The 15730-nt window shown below is 36.1% G+C and carries 15 protein-coding genes; 6 read left to right on the plus strand and 9 right to left on the minus strand.

Features of this window, described 5'->3' with window-relative positions; translation table 11 throughout:
• Nucleotides 1-5: 5 nt before the first annotated feature.
• Genes RUH74_RS07630 through RUH74_RS07640 form a run of 3 tightly spaced genes read right to left on the minus strand, consistent with a single transcriptional unit; the run spans nucleotide 6 to nucleotide 2862 of the window.
• Complete coding sequence (locus tag RUH74_RS07630; protein WP_313799687.1) at nucleotides 6-818, minus strand: carbohydrate ABC transporter permease; 813 nt, start codon at nucleotides 816-818, stop codon at nucleotides 6-8.
• Nucleotides 815-1732, minus strand: coding sequence for a carbohydrate ABC transporter permease (locus RUH74_RS07635; RefSeq protein WP_313799688.1), 918 nt, complete (start codon nucleotides 1730-1732; stop codon nucleotides 815-817). Before RUH74_RS07635 ends, RUH74_RS07630 begins: the two co-directional genes overlap by 4 nt.
• Nucleotides 1729-2862: an ABC transporter ATP-binding protein gene (locus RUH74_RS07640; RefSeq protein WP_313799689.1), complete on the minus strand. Its 1134-nt coding sequence runs from the start codon at nucleotides 2860-2862 to the stop codon at nucleotides 1729-1731. The genes RUH74_RS07635 and RUH74_RS07640 overlap by 4 nt, the downstream gene beginning before the upstream one ends.
• Before the next feature lie 170 nt (nucleotides 2863-3032).
• Here RUH74_RS07640 and RUH74_RS07645 point away from each other — a divergent pair, with 170 nt between their 5' ends.
• On the plus strand, nucleotides 3033-3881 hold the full coding sequence (locus RUH74_RS07645; protein WP_313799690.1) for a glycerophosphodiester phosphodiesterase: 849 nt from the start codon (nucleotides 3033-3035) through the stop codon (nucleotides 3879-3881).
• A 116-nt stretch (nucleotides 3882-3997) separates the two neighbouring features.
• Here RUH74_RS07645 and RUH74_RS07650 read toward each other — a convergent pair whose 3' ends face one another.
• The 6 genes from RUH74_RS07650 to RUH74_RS07675 all read right to left on the minus strand — a co-directional run bounded on the left by RUH74_RS07650 (nucleotide 3998) and on the right by RUH74_RS07675 (nucleotide 10406).
• Nucleotides 3998-4765 carry an IclR family transcriptional regulator gene (locus RUH74_RS07650; protein ID WP_313799691.1) on the minus strand — a complete coding sequence of 256 codons (768 nt, stop codon included), beginning with the start codon at nucleotides 4763-4765 and terminating at the stop codon, nucleotides 3998-4000.
• A 30-nt stretch (nucleotides 4766-4795) separates the two neighbouring features.
• The gene (locus RUH74_RS07655; protein ID WP_313799692.1) at nucleotides 4796-6970 is read right to left on the minus strand and encodes a malate synthase G; all 2175 of its coding nucleotides are present in this window, start codon (nucleotides 6968-6970) and stop codon (nucleotides 4796-4798) included.
• 172 nt (nucleotides 6971-7142) lie between these two features.
• Entirely contained in the window at nucleotides 7143-8405 is a 1263-nt protein-coding gene (locus RUH74_RS07660) for a coiled-coil domain-containing protein (protein WP_313799693.1), read from the minus strand.
• A gap of 662 nt (nucleotides 8406-9067) precedes the next feature.
• On the minus strand, nucleotides 9068-9928 hold the full coding sequence (locus tag RUH74_RS07665; protein ID WP_313799694.1) for a DUF421 domain-containing protein: 861 nt from the start codon (nucleotides 9926-9928) through the stop codon (nucleotides 9068-9070).
• A 14-nt stretch (nucleotides 9929-9942) separates the two neighbouring features.
• The gene (locus tag RUH74_RS07670; protein ID WP_313799695.1) at nucleotides 9943-10149 is read right to left on the minus strand and encodes a DUF1657 domain-containing protein; all 207 of its coding nucleotides are present in this window, start codon (nucleotides 10147-10149) and stop codon (nucleotides 9943-9945) included.
• A gap of 56 nt (nucleotides 10150-10205) precedes the next feature.
• Complete coding sequence (locus RUH74_RS07675) at nucleotides 10206-10406, minus strand: DUF1657 domain-containing protein (RefSeq protein WP_313799696.1); 201 nt, start codon at nucleotides 10404-10406, stop codon at nucleotides 10206-10208.
• A gap of 188 nt (nucleotides 10407-10594) precedes the next feature.
• Here RUH74_RS07675 and RUH74_RS07680 point away from each other — a divergent pair, with 188 nt between their 5' ends.
• From RUH74_RS07680 to RUH74_RS07700, 5 genes are all read left to right on the plus strand, one after another.
• Nucleotides 10595-11611 (plus strand): DUF3231 family protein, encoded by a 1017-nt coding sequence (locus RUH74_RS07680; RefSeq protein ID WP_313799697.1) that lies wholly within the window; start codon nucleotides 10595-10597, stop codon nucleotides 11609-11611.
• 96 nt (nucleotides 11612-11707) lie between these two features.
• The gene (locus tag RUH74_RS07685; RefSeq protein WP_313799698.1) at nucleotides 11708-11830 is read left to right on the plus strand and encodes a hypothetical protein; all 123 of its coding nucleotides are present in this window, start codon (nucleotides 11708-11710) and stop codon (nucleotides 11828-11830) included.
• A gap of 150 nt (nucleotides 11831-11980) precedes the next feature.
• Nucleotides 11981-13063: an endospore germination permease gene (locus RUH74_RS07690; RefSeq protein ID WP_313799699.1), complete on the plus strand. Its 1083-nt coding sequence runs from the start codon at nucleotides 11981-11983 to the stop codon at nucleotides 13061-13063.
• Nucleotides 13060-14520 carry a spore germination protein gene (locus RUH74_RS07695; RefSeq protein WP_313799700.1) on the plus strand — a complete coding sequence of 487 codons (1461 nt, stop codon included), beginning with the start codon at nucleotides 13060-13062 and terminating at the stop codon, nucleotides 14518-14520. The genes RUH74_RS07690 and RUH74_RS07695 overlap by 4 nt, the downstream gene beginning before the upstream one ends.
• A complete protein-coding gene (locus RUH74_RS07700) occupies nucleotides 14517-15689 on the plus strand; it encodes a Ger(x)C family spore germination protein (RefSeq protein WP_313799702.1) in 1173 nt (390 codons plus the stop codon). The genes RUH74_RS07695 and RUH74_RS07700 overlap by 4 nt, the downstream gene beginning before the upstream one ends.
• Nucleotides 15690-15730 lie beyond the last annotated feature (41 nt).

Consider the following 15730-nt stretch of genomic DNA (forward strand, 5'->3'; position numbering starts at 1 on the left):
CTCATTTACTTTAATGCCCCTTGGGTTAATCCTTTTTGCAATTGCTTTTGACCGATAAATAACAGCAGCAATGTTGGAATTATAACGACAATGACTCCAGCCATGACCACCCCCCATTCGGTTGCGACCTCTTGGGACTGAAGCTGCTTCAGCCCAATTTGGACTGTTCGAACTTGATCGTTGTTTGTAACTAATAAAGGCCACAAATACATATTCCATGTCGTTAAAAATCCGTACGCTCCTAAAGTGACCAGACTTGTTTTTGAAACGGGAAGTATCACACGCCAAAAGAAAGCAAACCGGCTTAAACCCGCTATTTGTGAGGCTTCAAATAATTCTTTCGGAATCGTTTTAAAATGCTGCCTCAATAGAAATGTCCCGAAAGCCAATGCGAAAAATGGGACAGTCAGTCCTTGATACGTGTTTGTCCAGTCCAACTTTTGAATGGTGAAGAAGTTCGGAATCATTGTTGCTTCCCAAGGGATCATCATCGTTGAAATAAATAGGAAGAAGATAAAATCTCTTCCTTTAAAGGGAATGAATACAAATGCATACGCGGACATACTGCAAACAATTAATTGCCCAATCATTACCCCAGTTGAAACTACAAAGCTATTCATTAAATACTTCATCAATGGCAAACGTTCAAATACCCTGAAATAATTATCTAACGTGAATGTTTGAGGAAAAAACTTGCCTTGCATGATTTCTCCGCCTGTCATAAAGGAGATCATGAATGCATACAGAACAGGGAAAAAAAGCAGGAAGGCAGAGAATAGCAGCAGAAAGTAGAAAACGATTTTTCTCGGAAAGCTCATTGATAATGCACCTTCCTTTCGCCAAATTTAAATTGAAAAATTGTGACGATCAGTATACACAAAAATAAGAAGACAGCCTGAGCACTCGCTGTACCAAACTGATAGTTTACAAACGCCTCCCGATAAATGGAATAGACTATTAAATTGGTAGCCTGTGAAGGACCGCCTTTAGTCAAAATATCAATTTGTCCAAATGATTGAAAAGCATTAATCAATGAAATGGTAATAATAAAAAACAAGGTTGGCGATAGCATGGGGATTGTTATTCTTCGTAGCTGATACCAATAGCCTGCCCCATCAATTTTTGCACTTTCATATAGATACCCATCAATATTTTGCAGACCGCCTAAAAGTATTAGGAATGAAAATCCTGTATTCAGCCAAATCGTAGAAATAGAGACGGATAACAAAGCCCAGTCCGGATCCAAAAGCCATTGAACCTCTGGTAAATTTACAAGACTTAATAAACGATTAAACATACCAATGCTCGGATGAAAAAGAAAAAGCCAGACTACAGAAGAAGCTGCAACAGAGATCCCCATCGTTGAAGAATAAATGGTTCGAAAAAAACCAATGCCTTTCAGCTTTTCATTCGCAATTAGCGCTAAGAATAATGCGAGAATGACACCTGCTGGAACTGTATATAAAACAAATAATACCGTCGCTTTTATACTATTTCGAAAGGCTTGTGATTCTAATATATACGCATAATTTTCCAATCCGACAAATAGAGCTGCACTCCCATGCTGATCAGTTAGAAAGAAGCTTAAATAGATTGTCCGAAACATCGGATAAAAAACAAACACTATAAACAGCAGAACCGAAGGGAATAAATAGAGCAGTGCGGTTCGGGCATTTAATGATTTTCTCCAGAAGCTTTGTTTCTCATAAAAACTGGCACTGCTCTTTTTCATAAAAACACCTCTTTATCGAGGATATTATTCTCAATGTCTGTTGGAGTTTTTAGAAGCTCATTCGTTTTATGATCAAATAAACATAGTGATTCATAATTCAATTGAATAGGTATTAAATCACCAACTTGTAAGCGCCATTGCCCATTCCATTTAGCCATCCACTCGTAACTGCCAATTTTAAATGAAAAGATCGTTTCATTGCCAAGGATTTCTACATTGATCGCTTCTACTACTTGACGATTGTCAGGGCTCGTCTCCTTTGATGCGACTCTTATATGCTCAGGCCGAATGCCTACGAGTATCTGCTCTTTATGTAAAAGCCTGCTATCTTCGTCCGGAATCTTAATTTTCCATTCATCCCCAATACGAATTTCAGATTTCTGTCTATTTACTTCTCCATCAGCAATATTCATGGGTGGGGAGCCAATAAACGTTGCAACAAACGGATTTACTGGATGATTATAAATATCGATTGGTTTGCCGATCTGCTGAATTTTCCCATCATGAAGAATCATAATCCGATCCCCCATCGTCATTGCCTCTACTTGATCATGGGTAACGTAAATCATCGTAATCCCGAGGCGCCTTTGAATTTGTCTAATTTCCGATCTCATATGAGCCCTTAATTTTGCATCTAAATTGGATAGGGGTTCGTCCATTAAACAAATAGGGGCTTCATTGACAATTGCTCGCGCGAGGGCAACCCTCTGCCGCTGACCGCCAGAAAGTTCACGCGGCTTTCGGTTTAAATACTCACTTAAGCCAAGCATGGACGCTACTTCATTACATCGAGTCTTACGTTCGAGTTTTGGTATTCTCTTCACATGCAAACCGAAGACAATATTTTCCTCAACAGTTAAATGAGGATAAAGTGCATAATTTTGGAAGACCATTGATATATCTCTTTTACTAGGAGGCAGGTGATTCGCTTCCTTTTCACCTATTCGCAAGCTCCCTCCTGTTATCTCCTCCAGGCCAGCAATCATCCGCAGCATTGTGCTTTTTCCACAGCCTGAAGGACCGACTAGTACGAAAAATTCACCTGGTTCTATCACTACATTAATATTAGAAATGACCTCTGTTTTTTTATCGTAAGTCTTTGAAACATTCATTAGCTCTACTCTTTTCAATTACTCATCCCTCCATGCCTTTTGGGAGCTTTATAGCTAGATTTATTAGATTGGATAAATCTCTCTCCTTCATATTCTAATTCCGCAAAATCTTAAATATGCTAACAATATCAAAATTATATTAACAAGGAGTCTTTCAACCTATTAAGTGGGAGGAGAAATTGTAAACGATGAAGAAAAAAATAATATTGGCATGGGTTTTACTTCTATATGTCAATGGAGGCTGCTCGAAATCTGTTACACCTAATCCTTCTAGTTTTTCTGATTCATTTATCGTCATCGGCCATCGTGGTGCGTCTGCCTATGCGCCAGAACATACAATCATATCCTATCAGTTAGCATACGAACTTGGTGCTGATTTTATTGAAATTGATTTACAAATGACAAAGGATGGCGTACTTGTTGCTATGCACGACAATACGGTTGATCGAACAACGAACGGAAATGGAAGCGTAGAATCTCATTCAGTAGAGGAGTTAAAGAGACTTGATGCAGGTTCATGGTTCAACAAAAATTTCCCATTGTATGCTGACTCTGAGTATGAGTTTTTAACTGTTCCGACTCTTGAGGAAATTTTTGCATATTTTGGAAAAGAGGTTAACTATTATATCGAGACCAAGTCACCGGATAAATATCCAGATATGGAGGAAAAGCTCATCCAACTAATTCGAAAGAATGATCTTATTGAAAAGGTGATTATTCAATCCTTTAGCGAAAAAAGCCTGATTCAAATACATGCTGCTGAACCAAGGATTCCATTAATCCAGCTTCTCTCCTATCAAAGTCCTGCAAAAATAACTGAATCGGACATAATTAAATGGAAGGAATATGCAGCTGGCATTGGTCCAAATTATCAAATGATTGATAAAGCCTATGTTAAAGCGGCAAGGAGAGCGGGATTACTTGTACATCCGTATACGGTTAATTCAAAAAAGGATTTGGATCGACTAATGAAATGGGGAGTCACTGGCGTGTTTACAGATTTTGCAGATTCACTTTCCGAGGAGTGGAAAAAGTGATCTAGTTCAATATGGTGTTCACACCAAAAGGTTTTACAAATTAAAAATAACCATAAAACCATACCGCTAATTAACAAAAAATCCGAAACACCCTTTAAGGCATTTCGGATCTTTCTTCAATTTATAAACCCAAGCCTTGCCGATATACGCTTTCCAATTTCTATCACCCGAGGCTGAAGCTCTACTAACCTTGCATCCGTCATTCTAATTGTCGGTCCGGAGATGCTGACAGCAGCTTCAACTTTACCTAAATGATCAAAAATCGGAACCGCAATACATGTAATCCCATATTCATTTTCCTGCAAGTCAAGTGCATATCCTTTCTTCTTCACTTCGGCAAGCTCATCGATAAACACATTTTTATCTGTAATGGTTTTATCCGTATGAATGGGCAGCCCTTTTCTTTCTATTATTTCCTGGACTATTTCTATTGGCAAATGTGCCAGGATCGCTTTTCCAACAGATGTACAATGCATCGGTGCTCTCTTTCCAACCTTGGAGTGCATACGCAGAGCTTCATTACCATCTAGTTTTTCGATATATACGACTTCTCCTCGATCATACACGACAAGATGAATTACTTCATTCGTCTCTTTTTCAAGTTCTTGTAAAAATGGCTTCGCCTCATTCCTCAAATCAAGTGATTCTAACAGTCTTGAACTCACTTCTAAAAATTGATAGCCTAATTTATACCATTCTGTCTCTTTATCCTGTTCAATATACCCATATTGGACAAGTGTGGACAGGATTCTGTATACAGAGCTTTTGTTAATATCCATTTGATTAGCAATTTCTGTTACTCCAAGCCCGCCTTTTTTTATGCTAACAAGGTTAATAATATCTAGTGCCCGACTAACAGATTTCACCATATTTTCTCGATCCAATATTTCTCAACTCCTGATAATAACGCATGATTACTGTTTGATCGCAAACTTTTCCTTTGCTTCCAGCCTACGGCGATGCAGGATCGGCTCTGTATAACCGCTTGGCTGTTCATATCCGAAGAATACCAATTCACATGCAGCTTGGAAAGCAACAGATTCTTCATAATTAGGCGCCATTGGACGATACATCGGATCCCCAGCATTTTGTTTATCCACGACTATCGCCATTCGTTTTAAAGTTTCTTCTACTTGTTCCCTCGAACATACTCCATGATGCAGCCAATTGGCTACATGCTGACTGGAAATTCTTAATGTTGCTCGATCCTCCATTAACCCAATATTATGAATATCAGGTACCTTTGAACAGCCAATTCCTTGTTCCACCCAACGCACAACATAGCCAAGAATTCCTTGTGCATTATTATCCAGCTCCGCCTGTACTTCCTCAATCCCCCACTCTGATTTAGATGCTACCGGAATTTGCAGGATTTCATCCCGTAAGCTTTTCAATTCTTTTAATAATTTATTTTGTTCATTTCGAACATCGACTTCATGATAATGAAGGGCGTGCAAGATGGCGCCTGTTGGGGATGGCACCCAAGCAGTGTTGGCTCCAGCTTTTAAATGACTGATCTTTTGCTTGATCATTTCAGCCATTAAATCAGGCATCGCCCACATTCCTTTCCCAATTTGAGCACGACCTTGAAAACCTGTAGCCAGCCCATTAGTCACATTTGACTTTTCATAGGCATGCAGCCAAATCGATGACTTCATCTCATTTTTTGGTATCATTATCCCAGCTTCCATTGATGTATGAATTTCATCCCCTGTTCGGTCAAGGAAACCTGTATTGATAAATGCCACTCGTTCTTTTACTTCTCGGATACAAGCTTTTAGGTTAAGTGAGGTTCTGCGCTCTTCATCCATTAAACCAATCTTTAGCGTGTTTCGTTGTAAACGAAGTAAGTCCTCCACTCGATTAAATAATTCATTTGCATAGGCTACTTCTTTTGAGCCATGCATTTTTGGTTTCACAATATAGATGGATCCCTTTTTGGAATTTTGAAAATGACCATTTCCCATTAGCGAATGTTTAGCAATTAAGCTTGTTACAACCGCATCAATAATGCCTTCATACACTTCTTCCCCACTCTCGTCTAAAATAGAAGGATTGGTCATTAAGTGGCCAACATTTCGAACAAACATTAATGCCCGCCCTTGCAATACGAAAGATTGGCCATTCGGTCCAGAATACCTGCGGTCAGGATTCAGCTTTCTTATTACTGTTTTATCATCTTTTGTAAAGGTCGCAGAAAGGTCCCCCTTCATTAACCCCAACCAGCTGCGATAAACTTGGACTTTATCCTCCGTATCAACGGCCGCAACAGAGTCTTCACAATCCATGATCACAGACAATGCTGCTTCAAGAAGGATATCCTTTACACCTGCCTCATCTCTTTTTCCAGTTGGATGATTCCGGTCAATTTGTATTTCAAAATGCAAGCCATTATTTCTTAATAATATCGCTGAAGGATTATCTGGATCCCCTTGGTATCCCGCAAATTTTTCAGTATTACTTAATTCGCTTACCTTTCCCGACTTCATTGTAGCAATTAATTGCTCCCCAACAATTTGATATTGAACTACATCCTTATGTGATCCAGCAACTAATGGGACGGTTTGGTCAAGAAATGAGCGAGCAAAGGCAACAACTTTTTCACCTCGAACGGGATTGTAGCTCCCGTCTCGATGGGCCCCATTCTCCTCACTAATTACATCCGTTCCGTATAGGGCATCATATAAACTGCCCCAACGAGCATTAGCAGCATTGAGTGCATAGCGATGATTGTTTACAGGCACAACTAGCTGTGGACCAGCCTGAACAGCAACTTCCTCATCCACTCCTGTCGTTGTAATTTCAAAATTTGCACCTTCGTCTTCAAGATAACCTATCTTCTCAAGAAAAGTTTTATATTCCGCAAAATCAAAGTCTTTATTTTCCTTATGCCATATATTGATTTTGTTTTGCATCTCCTCACGTTCAATAAGAAGCTGTTTATTAACAGGTGAAAACTCCTTCACAATTTCTCCGAAGCCACGCCAAAATTTCTCCTGCTCCATACTCGTTCCAGGAAGTGCTTCAAAATTAATAAAGTCGTATAGCTCAGTGGCGACTTGCAAATTTCCAATTCTTTGATAATTCATCTTTCTTCATTGCCTCCTTATATTTGTTGTTTGTTATTACAAAACACCGTTCTATTCTCTCGGTATGAAAAGAATACCATATTGGAATGAATTATTTCAACAATTTTCTGAAAATTTAACAATACAAAAAGAAAAGATCACAGGTGCCATTTGCATCCGTGATCTTTTCTTTTTATATACGGCGAGCATGTCCGTTAAAATGTTCTTTCCAATAGCCGCTTGTCATACTAGCAACAGCAACACCTGTAGAGGACTGAGAACCGATGAATTTTCCTCCCCCGATATAGATGCCCACATGGCCATCTTTTTTATATGTATCGAAGAACACCAAATCTCCTGGTTTTAAGTCACTAGGTGATATTTTACTTCCTGAATATCTTAAAGATGAAGTACTAGCTGGAAGATTAATTCCACCTTGAGAGAATGCCCATGAAACAAAACCTGAACAGTCAAATCTTCCATTCGCTATATCTGATGCTGATCTCCCTGCACCAAAAACATAAACAGAATTTCCGATATATTTATATCCAGCAGAAATAATTGTGCTTAAATCCCCGCGTGCAGAAGGCACAAAATTTGAAGGACTGCTTTCATTAGATGATGAATTTGAATTATTAGAATTTGAATTAGAATTTGAATTTGAGCTAGAATTTACAGGAACACTTTTTGGCGTGAATTGGCTCGCAATTCTATGTCTTATTTCTGCTTCCCTTGCTGCAAGTTCACTATCTTTATATTGTAAGCTTTCTTTAAGAGCTGCTATTTTTTTCTCCTTAGCTTCAAGATCTTTCTTTAATGCATCATTTTGTGCCTTTTGCTCATTCATTAATGCTTGCATACCTTCAAGCTCTGTTTTCATTTCTTGTAATTCATTTAACTTTTTTTCTATTTTCACTTGATTCTCTTCTAAAACTTTTTTATCTGCTTCATGCTCAGCTAAAATATTTTGATCTGCCTGAACGATTTTTGTTACCGCCCCTACTCTTTCAATGAAGTCACCAAAGCTAGTTGATCCAAGAAGGACCTCCACATAGCCAATCGGAGAACTTCCATTTTCCTGGTAAGAAATCGCACGTTGTTTTAAAATTACACTTCGTTTATCAATTCTTTCTTGAATGACAGCTTTTTCCTTTTTTAGTTCTTCGATTTCTGCATTCGTACTATTAATATCTGCTTCTGTTTTATTAATTAATTGTGTGTTATCAAGAATGGCTTGGTCAATTCTTTTTAATTGAGCATCCAGTTTTGCTAGTTCTTCAAGTACTGAAGTTAATTCCTGATCAGCCTTTGAAAGGCTAGATTGTATACCATTTCGCTGTTTTTGAATAGATGATTTTTGTGTTTGTAAGGAATCAGCTTTTACAGACGGAAGAGCAAACGCTCCTCCTAATCCAAGCATTAATGTCGTATTTAAGATTACTAGTTGCTTTTTCATCAATTTGCCTGCCTTCCGAAATAATCTAGTTGTTTTTATATGTACATTTAAATTTTCAGATAATTATGTAATTATTTTCTTGTTTTTTCGATTAATTTTGACAGAATCTACATTCCTTTCACTTGCATGTTGAATTATATCATCATAATTTGACAGGAAGATGTTATTAATATTACAAGAATATTTCATTCGGTTCCAAAAAATTGAAAGATAGTTTTATTATGTATATTTACTGAAAAAACCGGGTAATTATTGGTAATTTATGTAACCGTTATGAATAGAGCAAAGGAGATTTCATGAAGTAGAAGAGGAAATGGGCCGTATTCCCTTTCCTGAGATAGAAAAAGAAACCACTTTCCAAAACAGGCAAGTTATTTGCAGAAGATAGAAGAAATGAACCGTTTAAACCTGAAGATTATTGATTGAAGGTAGTGAATATATCTCTAAACCTTGAAGTGGTAAGACTCCGCTTCAAGGCATAGAAGGAAAATATCTGAACCTTATAAAATTTATTTAGGTGAAGACAAAACAGGGACTACGAACTCCTCTCAATGTTACCCATTATCAATGACTCACGTTGGCAATGGATAAGTCGATAACAACAATCTGTTATTTTGTAACTCTCCTTCTATGGACCATTGGCTTTTTAGCTGCAGGTTTCTTTAGTTATTTAAGTATGGCTCTAATATTTTTATTGCCTCATTCAGCTTTTTGGCATTTTTCTCATACATTTTTTTAGCATTTTCGGATTCAGTCTCAAGACTAAATATTTCCAGATCAGCCTGGCATTTTTTCATCATTGCCATCAATAATGGCCTCGTTTGTGGAGATGGCACTTTGATTTTATCATCGAAAAGATCCACTGTTAGTTCACCATACGAGTCAACTTGTCCATAAAAGACATTATCTAATGTCACATTAAGCTTTTCTAATTCAAGATCCAGCCATTTTCTGCTTTTCCCTACCGCAGCAAGTGCATCGTAGACAATTTCTCCATCTCTTATAATCATTTGTGGTGCTTTTTCATTTGTCACCTTTAAATTTAAGTCTTTAGCCGTTAAAGGTCTTTTTTCCTTTTTAAGTAGTACACTTAGATCTCCTGTTGGTTCTAAGCATGCAAATTCCACATCAGCTATATCAAAAACATTTTTTTGCCTAAGTAAACTTCCTAGCTCATCTGTAGAATATTTTTCTTTCTTTAAGTTATCCTCCATAATTTTCCCATCTTTAATAAAGACCGTGCTTTTACCTTCGACAAAATCACGGAATGAATTACTTTTTAAGGATAGAAAATCCACCAAATACGTTATGCTTCCGAATAAAAATATGGCTAGAATTCCATGAGCCATATTACTCCCTAGTCCCATAATTACTTCTCCAGCAATACTACCTATAGTTATTCCAGAAATATATTCAAAAAAGGAGATTTCTGAAATTTGCTTTTTCCCTAATATTTTTGTAAAGAAAAATAATACGATCATAAATAAGATAGAACGAACAATGATATGACTCCAATCCGACATAGTCACACCTCCCCTTATGATTGTTTATACTGTGGTTCCTCTAACACCATTTCATTCACTCGGAACTGGAGATCCTTCTTAATCTCATTTATGGTATTCATCATGTCATGGAACGTCCGCTGAGCTGCAACTTCTTGTGAGTTCAAAGCTAAACCTGATAGCTGTGATTCTATTGAACGAATAGTTGCTACACATTGATTTACACTAGAAATTGTTGTCATTCTTCCACCCCTTTAAAATAATGAAAAGGTTGGCGAGAAGCCAACCATTTAAGCAGTTACTTATATTGCGGCTCTTCTTGCTGAATTTGCTGCAAACGTGGTTGAATATTGTCAATAATCGACTGTGTTTGCTGAGCAGCATCTTGATATAACTGCTTTGCAGCTTTATTATCCGTTGCCAATGCAAACGTTTCAAAGCTAGCTTGTGCGCTTTTTAAACCAGCTATTGTCTGTTTGATATTTGTAGCTACTGTCATTTCAATTCCTTCTTTCATTAAAGAATAACTTACAACGAATATTATTGCTTTTTTCTTCAGCAATATTTAAACTATTTTTTTCCAAAACAAAAAAACTCTATTTGGAAATAGTGGAATATCGGATTAATCGAATAAATCCTAGGCACAAAGAACATAATTTAAGAAAAACGTTTTGGAGTGATTTGGTTATGGATAATATCAATCCAATCAGTTCATCGGAGCTAGGTACTCTTTGGCTTACTTACCAAGAAAAAACTCTTATACTAAGAGTATTAGAATACTTTATTGCGAAGTCTGATGATCAACAAGCTATTAATATTATGGGTGGCTTATGGCAAGAACTTCATTATTATGTCAAAAAAATAGAGCGCATTTTTAAAAATGAGGGGGTAGCTATCCCTAAAGGGTTTACTAGTGAGGATATTAACTTAGAAGCACCAAATTTATATGACAATGGTTTTGATATAATGTTCATTCGAATATTAAAAGAAGTAAGTATGGGGATGTACACCATTAACATGAATATGGCTTACCGTGATGATATAATGGCTATATTCGAAGGACTAACTGCTGTTACCCAAAAAATTTATAAACTATCTACATTGTATTTGCTTGAAAAAGGAATACTAACTCTTCCGCCTAAAGTAACCGTACCTAAAACAACAGATTTTATTAAAAGCAAAGACTATATAAAGGGTTTTAAACTTTTTGGTGAGAAACGATCCTTAAATGCCATTGAATTAGGTTATCTACATCATGGGATTGAAACAAATAATATAGGCATGCAGCTAATTACTGGTTTTGCACAATGTGCAGAAGATGAAGAAGTTAAAAACTATTTTAATAAGGGAAAGGAACTGGCAAAAAAACAAATAAAGGAATATGAGGAAATTCTTTTAGAAAGTGACATTCAGTTCTCTGCTACCTCTGGAAGCACCGTTACTGCATCAACGATAGCCCCTTTTTCGCAAAAGCTGATGATGTTTTGCGTATATCTTCTTAATAGTTTTGGGATCGTTGGAGGAAGTTTCGGAGCAGTATTTAGTTTAAGAAATGATGTCATCTTGAAAACTACATTATTTGCCAAAGATATTTTCTTCTATGCAAATGATGGGGTTAAAATTATGATAAAAAATGGTTGGTTGGAGGAACCACCGCAAATGGAGGATCGCCCTCAAATAATAAAAGGCAAAAATAAAAAATGAATGCGAGATTCCTTTCTCTTGAATAAAAATGGATTCATCGATAAATAATAAAACTAGTGTTAACTTCTAACACTAAATATATATGTGGAGGGATACATGTTGAATATTCTTTTCCGCTTAATATCTGCAATATTAACACTGTTTTTTAAAGGTGCATTCTTTGCAAAAAGATTGAATTGGAAGTTAGATGAATTGTTAAGAATGCCTGCATATCATTAAGCATAAATATTCTTTTCGTATCGCTCTTTTCTCATATTCGTGTAAGTATAAGGCAGGCATATTCGTATGCTTGCTTTTTTTATTTTTTATTTACATAATAACACCCAAATTACAAATACTACCATATATTGAAATATTGGTGGTGTATACATGCAATTTTCCAGACTACAGCTGTTTTTTGTTTTAATCTTATTCATTGGAATTTCAAACCATGTACTTATCCTCCCTCATTTATTGAGTAGTGCGAAGCGAGATTCATGGGTTTGTGTCCTTTTGGCATATTTAATCATGCTTTCCTGGGGGTATATAATCTACCGTATTATGTCCAAAAATACACAAAGACAAAAACTTTACTTCTGGCTACAAGAAAGATCCGGAAAACAAATCTCAAAAATCATCCTTTCATTATTTATGTTATATATTGTTTCTGTAGGTGTTATATCATTTTATGATTTAATTCAAACAGTACAAATTTACTTTCTTCCACTGACACCCAATTGGTTAGTTATGCTGCCCTTCCTCATCCTTTGCGTTTGGACAGCTTACAGCGGGATGAAATCAATCGTATATATATCTACAGTATTATTGCCCCTTGTCTGGCTTTTGGGGCATTTTGTTGCCTTTTCCACGATGGATTCTAAAGATTATTCCTATGTTTTCCCGGTATTAATTAATGGTTATGATCCTATTATTAAGGGGACTATTACTATATTAGGAGGTAGTGTGGATCTCCTAGTTTTACTACTTTTGCAACACCATTTAAATAAATCGTATTCCTATTTGTCTATTCTTATCCTTATTTCTATTCTGCTCGGACTTGTTCTCGGTCCCACCCTTGGATCTCTTGCTGCATTCGGACCGAGCATTGCTGCTGACATGCGATTCCCAGCATTTGAACTATGGCGGCTTATTACTCTCGGTGAACACATTACACATGTCGATTTTTTAGCTGTATTTCAATTACTAAGTGGTGCGGTCATCAGAATTTCTTTATGTTTATATTTAGTTTCAGATGTTGTAGAACCTAGTTCAAAAAAAACTAAAAGATTAATATTTATACTTTTCTCCATTGTTTTATCAAGCGTTACCGTTTTTCCAATTAGTGACATGTGGGTTCAAGAGATTGTCGGTAAATATTTTTATATAAGTTCAGTCATATTGGCTTTCTTCTTATCATTATTCCTGTTTATTATCAGTTATTTACCTTCGCGGAAAGGAATAATAAATACATGAATATCGATAGAACAAATGTAATAGCGACTTTAAATCAATCTTTAAAAATGGGGAAATTAAACGGAAACGAGTTAAAAGGGATGTTGTGCTCATATTCCGATATCTATTTTATCCCAATTAATACAGATATCGATATTCAGTTCTTTTATTGCATTGGAATGATTGATTCTGTTCAGCTTAATGAGATTTTTAATAACCTTCTTCTGAATTTTGAGCATGATGATAACCTTGCATACAGATCACATGATGAAGATATACCTCCAATCATTCAAATTGACAATGCTGAAGAAATGATGAATAAGGCATTTTCTGGTTTTTTGATTTTGTACAAAGAAGGTATGCCATATTTTTATGGAGTTGATCTTTCAAAGCTTCCGCAAAGAACACCTGAAGAGTCCAATACAGAGGTATCTATTAAGGGGCCAAAAGATGGTTTTACTGAGGAACTGCATGTGAATATTTCACTTATTCGAAAACGAATAAAGACATTTGATTTATACTGTGAATCTTTCGAAATAGGGACCTTAACCCAAACCAAGGTTGCACTACTTTACCTTAAAAACAAGATAAACATCGATACAATAGATGAAGTGAGGAAGCGCTTAGAAAATCTTCATACAGAAAGTGTTTTAAGCAGTGGGCAATTAGAGCAATGGATTTCAGACCGTACATTTTCTTTATTCCCTTTGCTCGATTATATCACTCGTCCAGATTTTGCAATTGAATGCCTATTGCATGGAAGGTTCATCATTATTGTCAATGGCTCTCCCTTAGCTCTCATTGGGCCAATAAATATTTTTGAACTCATTAAATCACCAGAAGATGTCCATTTTCCTTTTTACCTTGTTGCATTTCAACGTATTCTAAGAATATTAGGATTAGTAATCGCCATATTCCTTCCAGGTTTTTGGATATCATTGGCTTCTGTTAATATGGATCAACTCCCGTTTTCTCTTTTATCAACGGTTGTAGTATCAAGAGCAGGTTTACCTTTTCCGATCGGCTTAGAGGCATTTATCATTCTCGGCTTATTTGAGTTTCTTAGAGAAGCGGGCATTCGTATGCCTACTGTAGTAGGACAAACCATTTCAATTGTTGGCGGGTTAATTATTGGGGATGCAGCTATTCGAGCAGGGTTGGCCTCTCCAACTATGATAGTCATTATTGCGATGACCGCAGTAGCAAGCTACACACTCGTCAATCAATCATTAGTAGGTTCTGTGAGTATACTAAGAATTCTAGTTATGTCCATTTGTATTTTTTTAGGGATTTATGGGCTGTTCATTAGTGCTCTATGTATACTTGTTTACATTTCCCGGCTTGAATCATTTAAAAAAGCCTACCTTGAACCGATAGCTTCCTTAAACTTTAAAGAAATGTTTTCAGCTTCACTAGTTAACCTCTTAAAACAGAAACATTTGCCATCGAAAATATTGCAGAAAAGGAGAAAAGGATGAAGAACATATTTTTCAAATCACGAATCCTATTCTTACTTATTTCTTTATTATTAATTTCAGCATGTACCAATGATATTAATGAAGTTCAAAATCTGAATTACGGAACAGCAATAGGAGTAGACTATAAAGATAATAAATACCATATTTATATACAAATGCTAAGCTTAACTTCCATAGCAAAAACAGAAGAAGGCACAAATGCACCTCCTCAAGTATATATATCAGAAACAATCGGAGAAACGTTCATTGATGCCTTTTTCAAGGCCTACCGAACTTCTCAAGAACGGATTATTTGGGCGCATGTAACTGCTATTGTGCTTAGTGAATCAGCCTTAAAAAAAGGGATAGAAAATATCTATGATGGCTTAACAAGATATTATGAATTTAGACCTACGCCTTGGGTTTTTGGCACGTTGGAACCGGTTGATGACATATTATCTACCAATGGTTTTTTCAATCAATCATCATTGGAAACCATATTGCATAGTCCGGAGAGTTCATATAAACAAGGTTCATGGATTAGACCCCTGAAATTAAATAAATTTGCTAGAGAGCTATTGGAGCCTGTCCAAACAACATATATTCCTACATTAACAATCAACAAAGAACAGTGGAAAAAAAATAAAAACGCCGAGCCAAAACTGGAAATAAATGGTTCGTTTTTTCTTAAAAACAAAAAATTTATTGATTTTTTTGAATTAAACGAAATTAAAGGCATTCGCTGGATTGCATCCGAAACAGAACGGACTGCAATTTTAGTTCCAAGCAAAGAGAATCCTGAATTTCTTGCAGTTTTTGAAGAACAATATATAAAAATCATTCCCATTAAAGTAAATGGAAGATATAAGTATGATGTAGTTTTCTATGCTAATGGATACATTAGCAATCGACTAAAAAATAACGTTTTGCATATTAGACATATGCAAAATTTTGTTAAAGACAGCATAATTATTCAAATAAAGGATTTATACCATATGGGTGTAGAAAAAAACATAGATTTTTTAAACTTAGAGCATCAATTATATCTAAAACACCATACTGACTGGAAACAGATGGCTGCGAAAAACGAGCCATTTTTTGAGGAAGATAGCATTAATGATTTCAAAGCATATATTTCACTTGAGCATTCCGGCTCTTTTAAAAAACGAAAAATAGAAATACATGATTAATTTTGAGATGGATGTTAAATAATAATAACTCAAGTGTTGTC

This window comes from Cytobacillus sp. (assembly GCF_032154635.1).
Classification (GTDB): Bacteria; Bacillota; Bacilli; order Bacillales; family Cytobacillaceae; genus Cytobacillus.

Bases quoted from the DNA above. Each gene is read 5' to 3' on its own strand.
- RUH74_RS07680 (WP_313799697.1), top strand. From the start codon at position 10,595: ATGGATAATATCAATCCAATCAGTTCATCGGAGCTAGGTACTCTTTGG.
- RUH74_RS07660 (WP_313799693.1), bottom strand. From the start codon at position 8,405: ATGAAAAAGCAACTAGTAATCTTAAATACGACATTAATGCTTGGATTA.
- RUH74_RS07695 (WP_313799700.1), top strand. From the start codon at position 13,060: ATGAATATCGATAGAACAAATGTAATAGCGACTTTAAATCAATCTTTA.
- RUH74_RS07690 (WP_313799699.1), top strand. From the start codon at position 11,981: ATGCAATTTTCCAGACTACAGCTGTTTTTTGTTTTAATCTTATTCATT.
- RUH74_RS07665 (WP_313799694.1), bottom strand. From the start codon at position 9,928: ATGTCGGATTGGAGTCATATCATTGTTCGTTCTATCTTATTTATGATC.
- RUH74_RS07635 (WP_313799688.1), bottom strand. From the start codon at position 1,732: ATGAAAAAGAGCAGTGCCAGTTTTTATGAGAAACAAAGCTTCTGGAGA.
- RUH74_RS07645 (WP_313799690.1), top strand. From the start codon at position 3,033: ATGAAGAAAAAAATAATATTGGCATGGGTTTTACTTCTATATGTCAAT.
- RUH74_RS07675 (WP_313799696.1), bottom strand. From the start codon at position 10,406: ATGACAGTAGCTACAAATATCAAACAGACAATAGCTGGTTTAAAAAGC.
- RUH74_RS07630 (WP_313799687.1), bottom strand. From the start codon at position 818: ATGAGCTTTCCGAGAAAAATCGTTTTCTACTTTCTGCTGCTATTCTCT.
- RUH74_RS07685 (WP_313799698.1), top strand. From the start codon at position 11,708: ATGTTGAATATTCTTTTCCGCTTAATATCTGCAATATTAACACTGTTT.
- RUH74_RS07655 (WP_313799692.1), bottom strand. From the start codon at position 6,970: ATGAATTATCAAAGAATTGGAAATTTGCAAGTCGCCACTGAGCTATAC.
- RUH74_RS07670 (WP_313799695.1), bottom strand. From the start codon at position 10,149: ATGACAACAATTTCTAGTGTAAATCAATGTGTAGCAACTATTCGTTCA.
- RUH74_RS07700 (WP_313799702.1), top strand. From the start codon at position 14,517: ATGAAGAACATATTTTTCAAATCACGAATCCTATTCTTACTTATTTCT.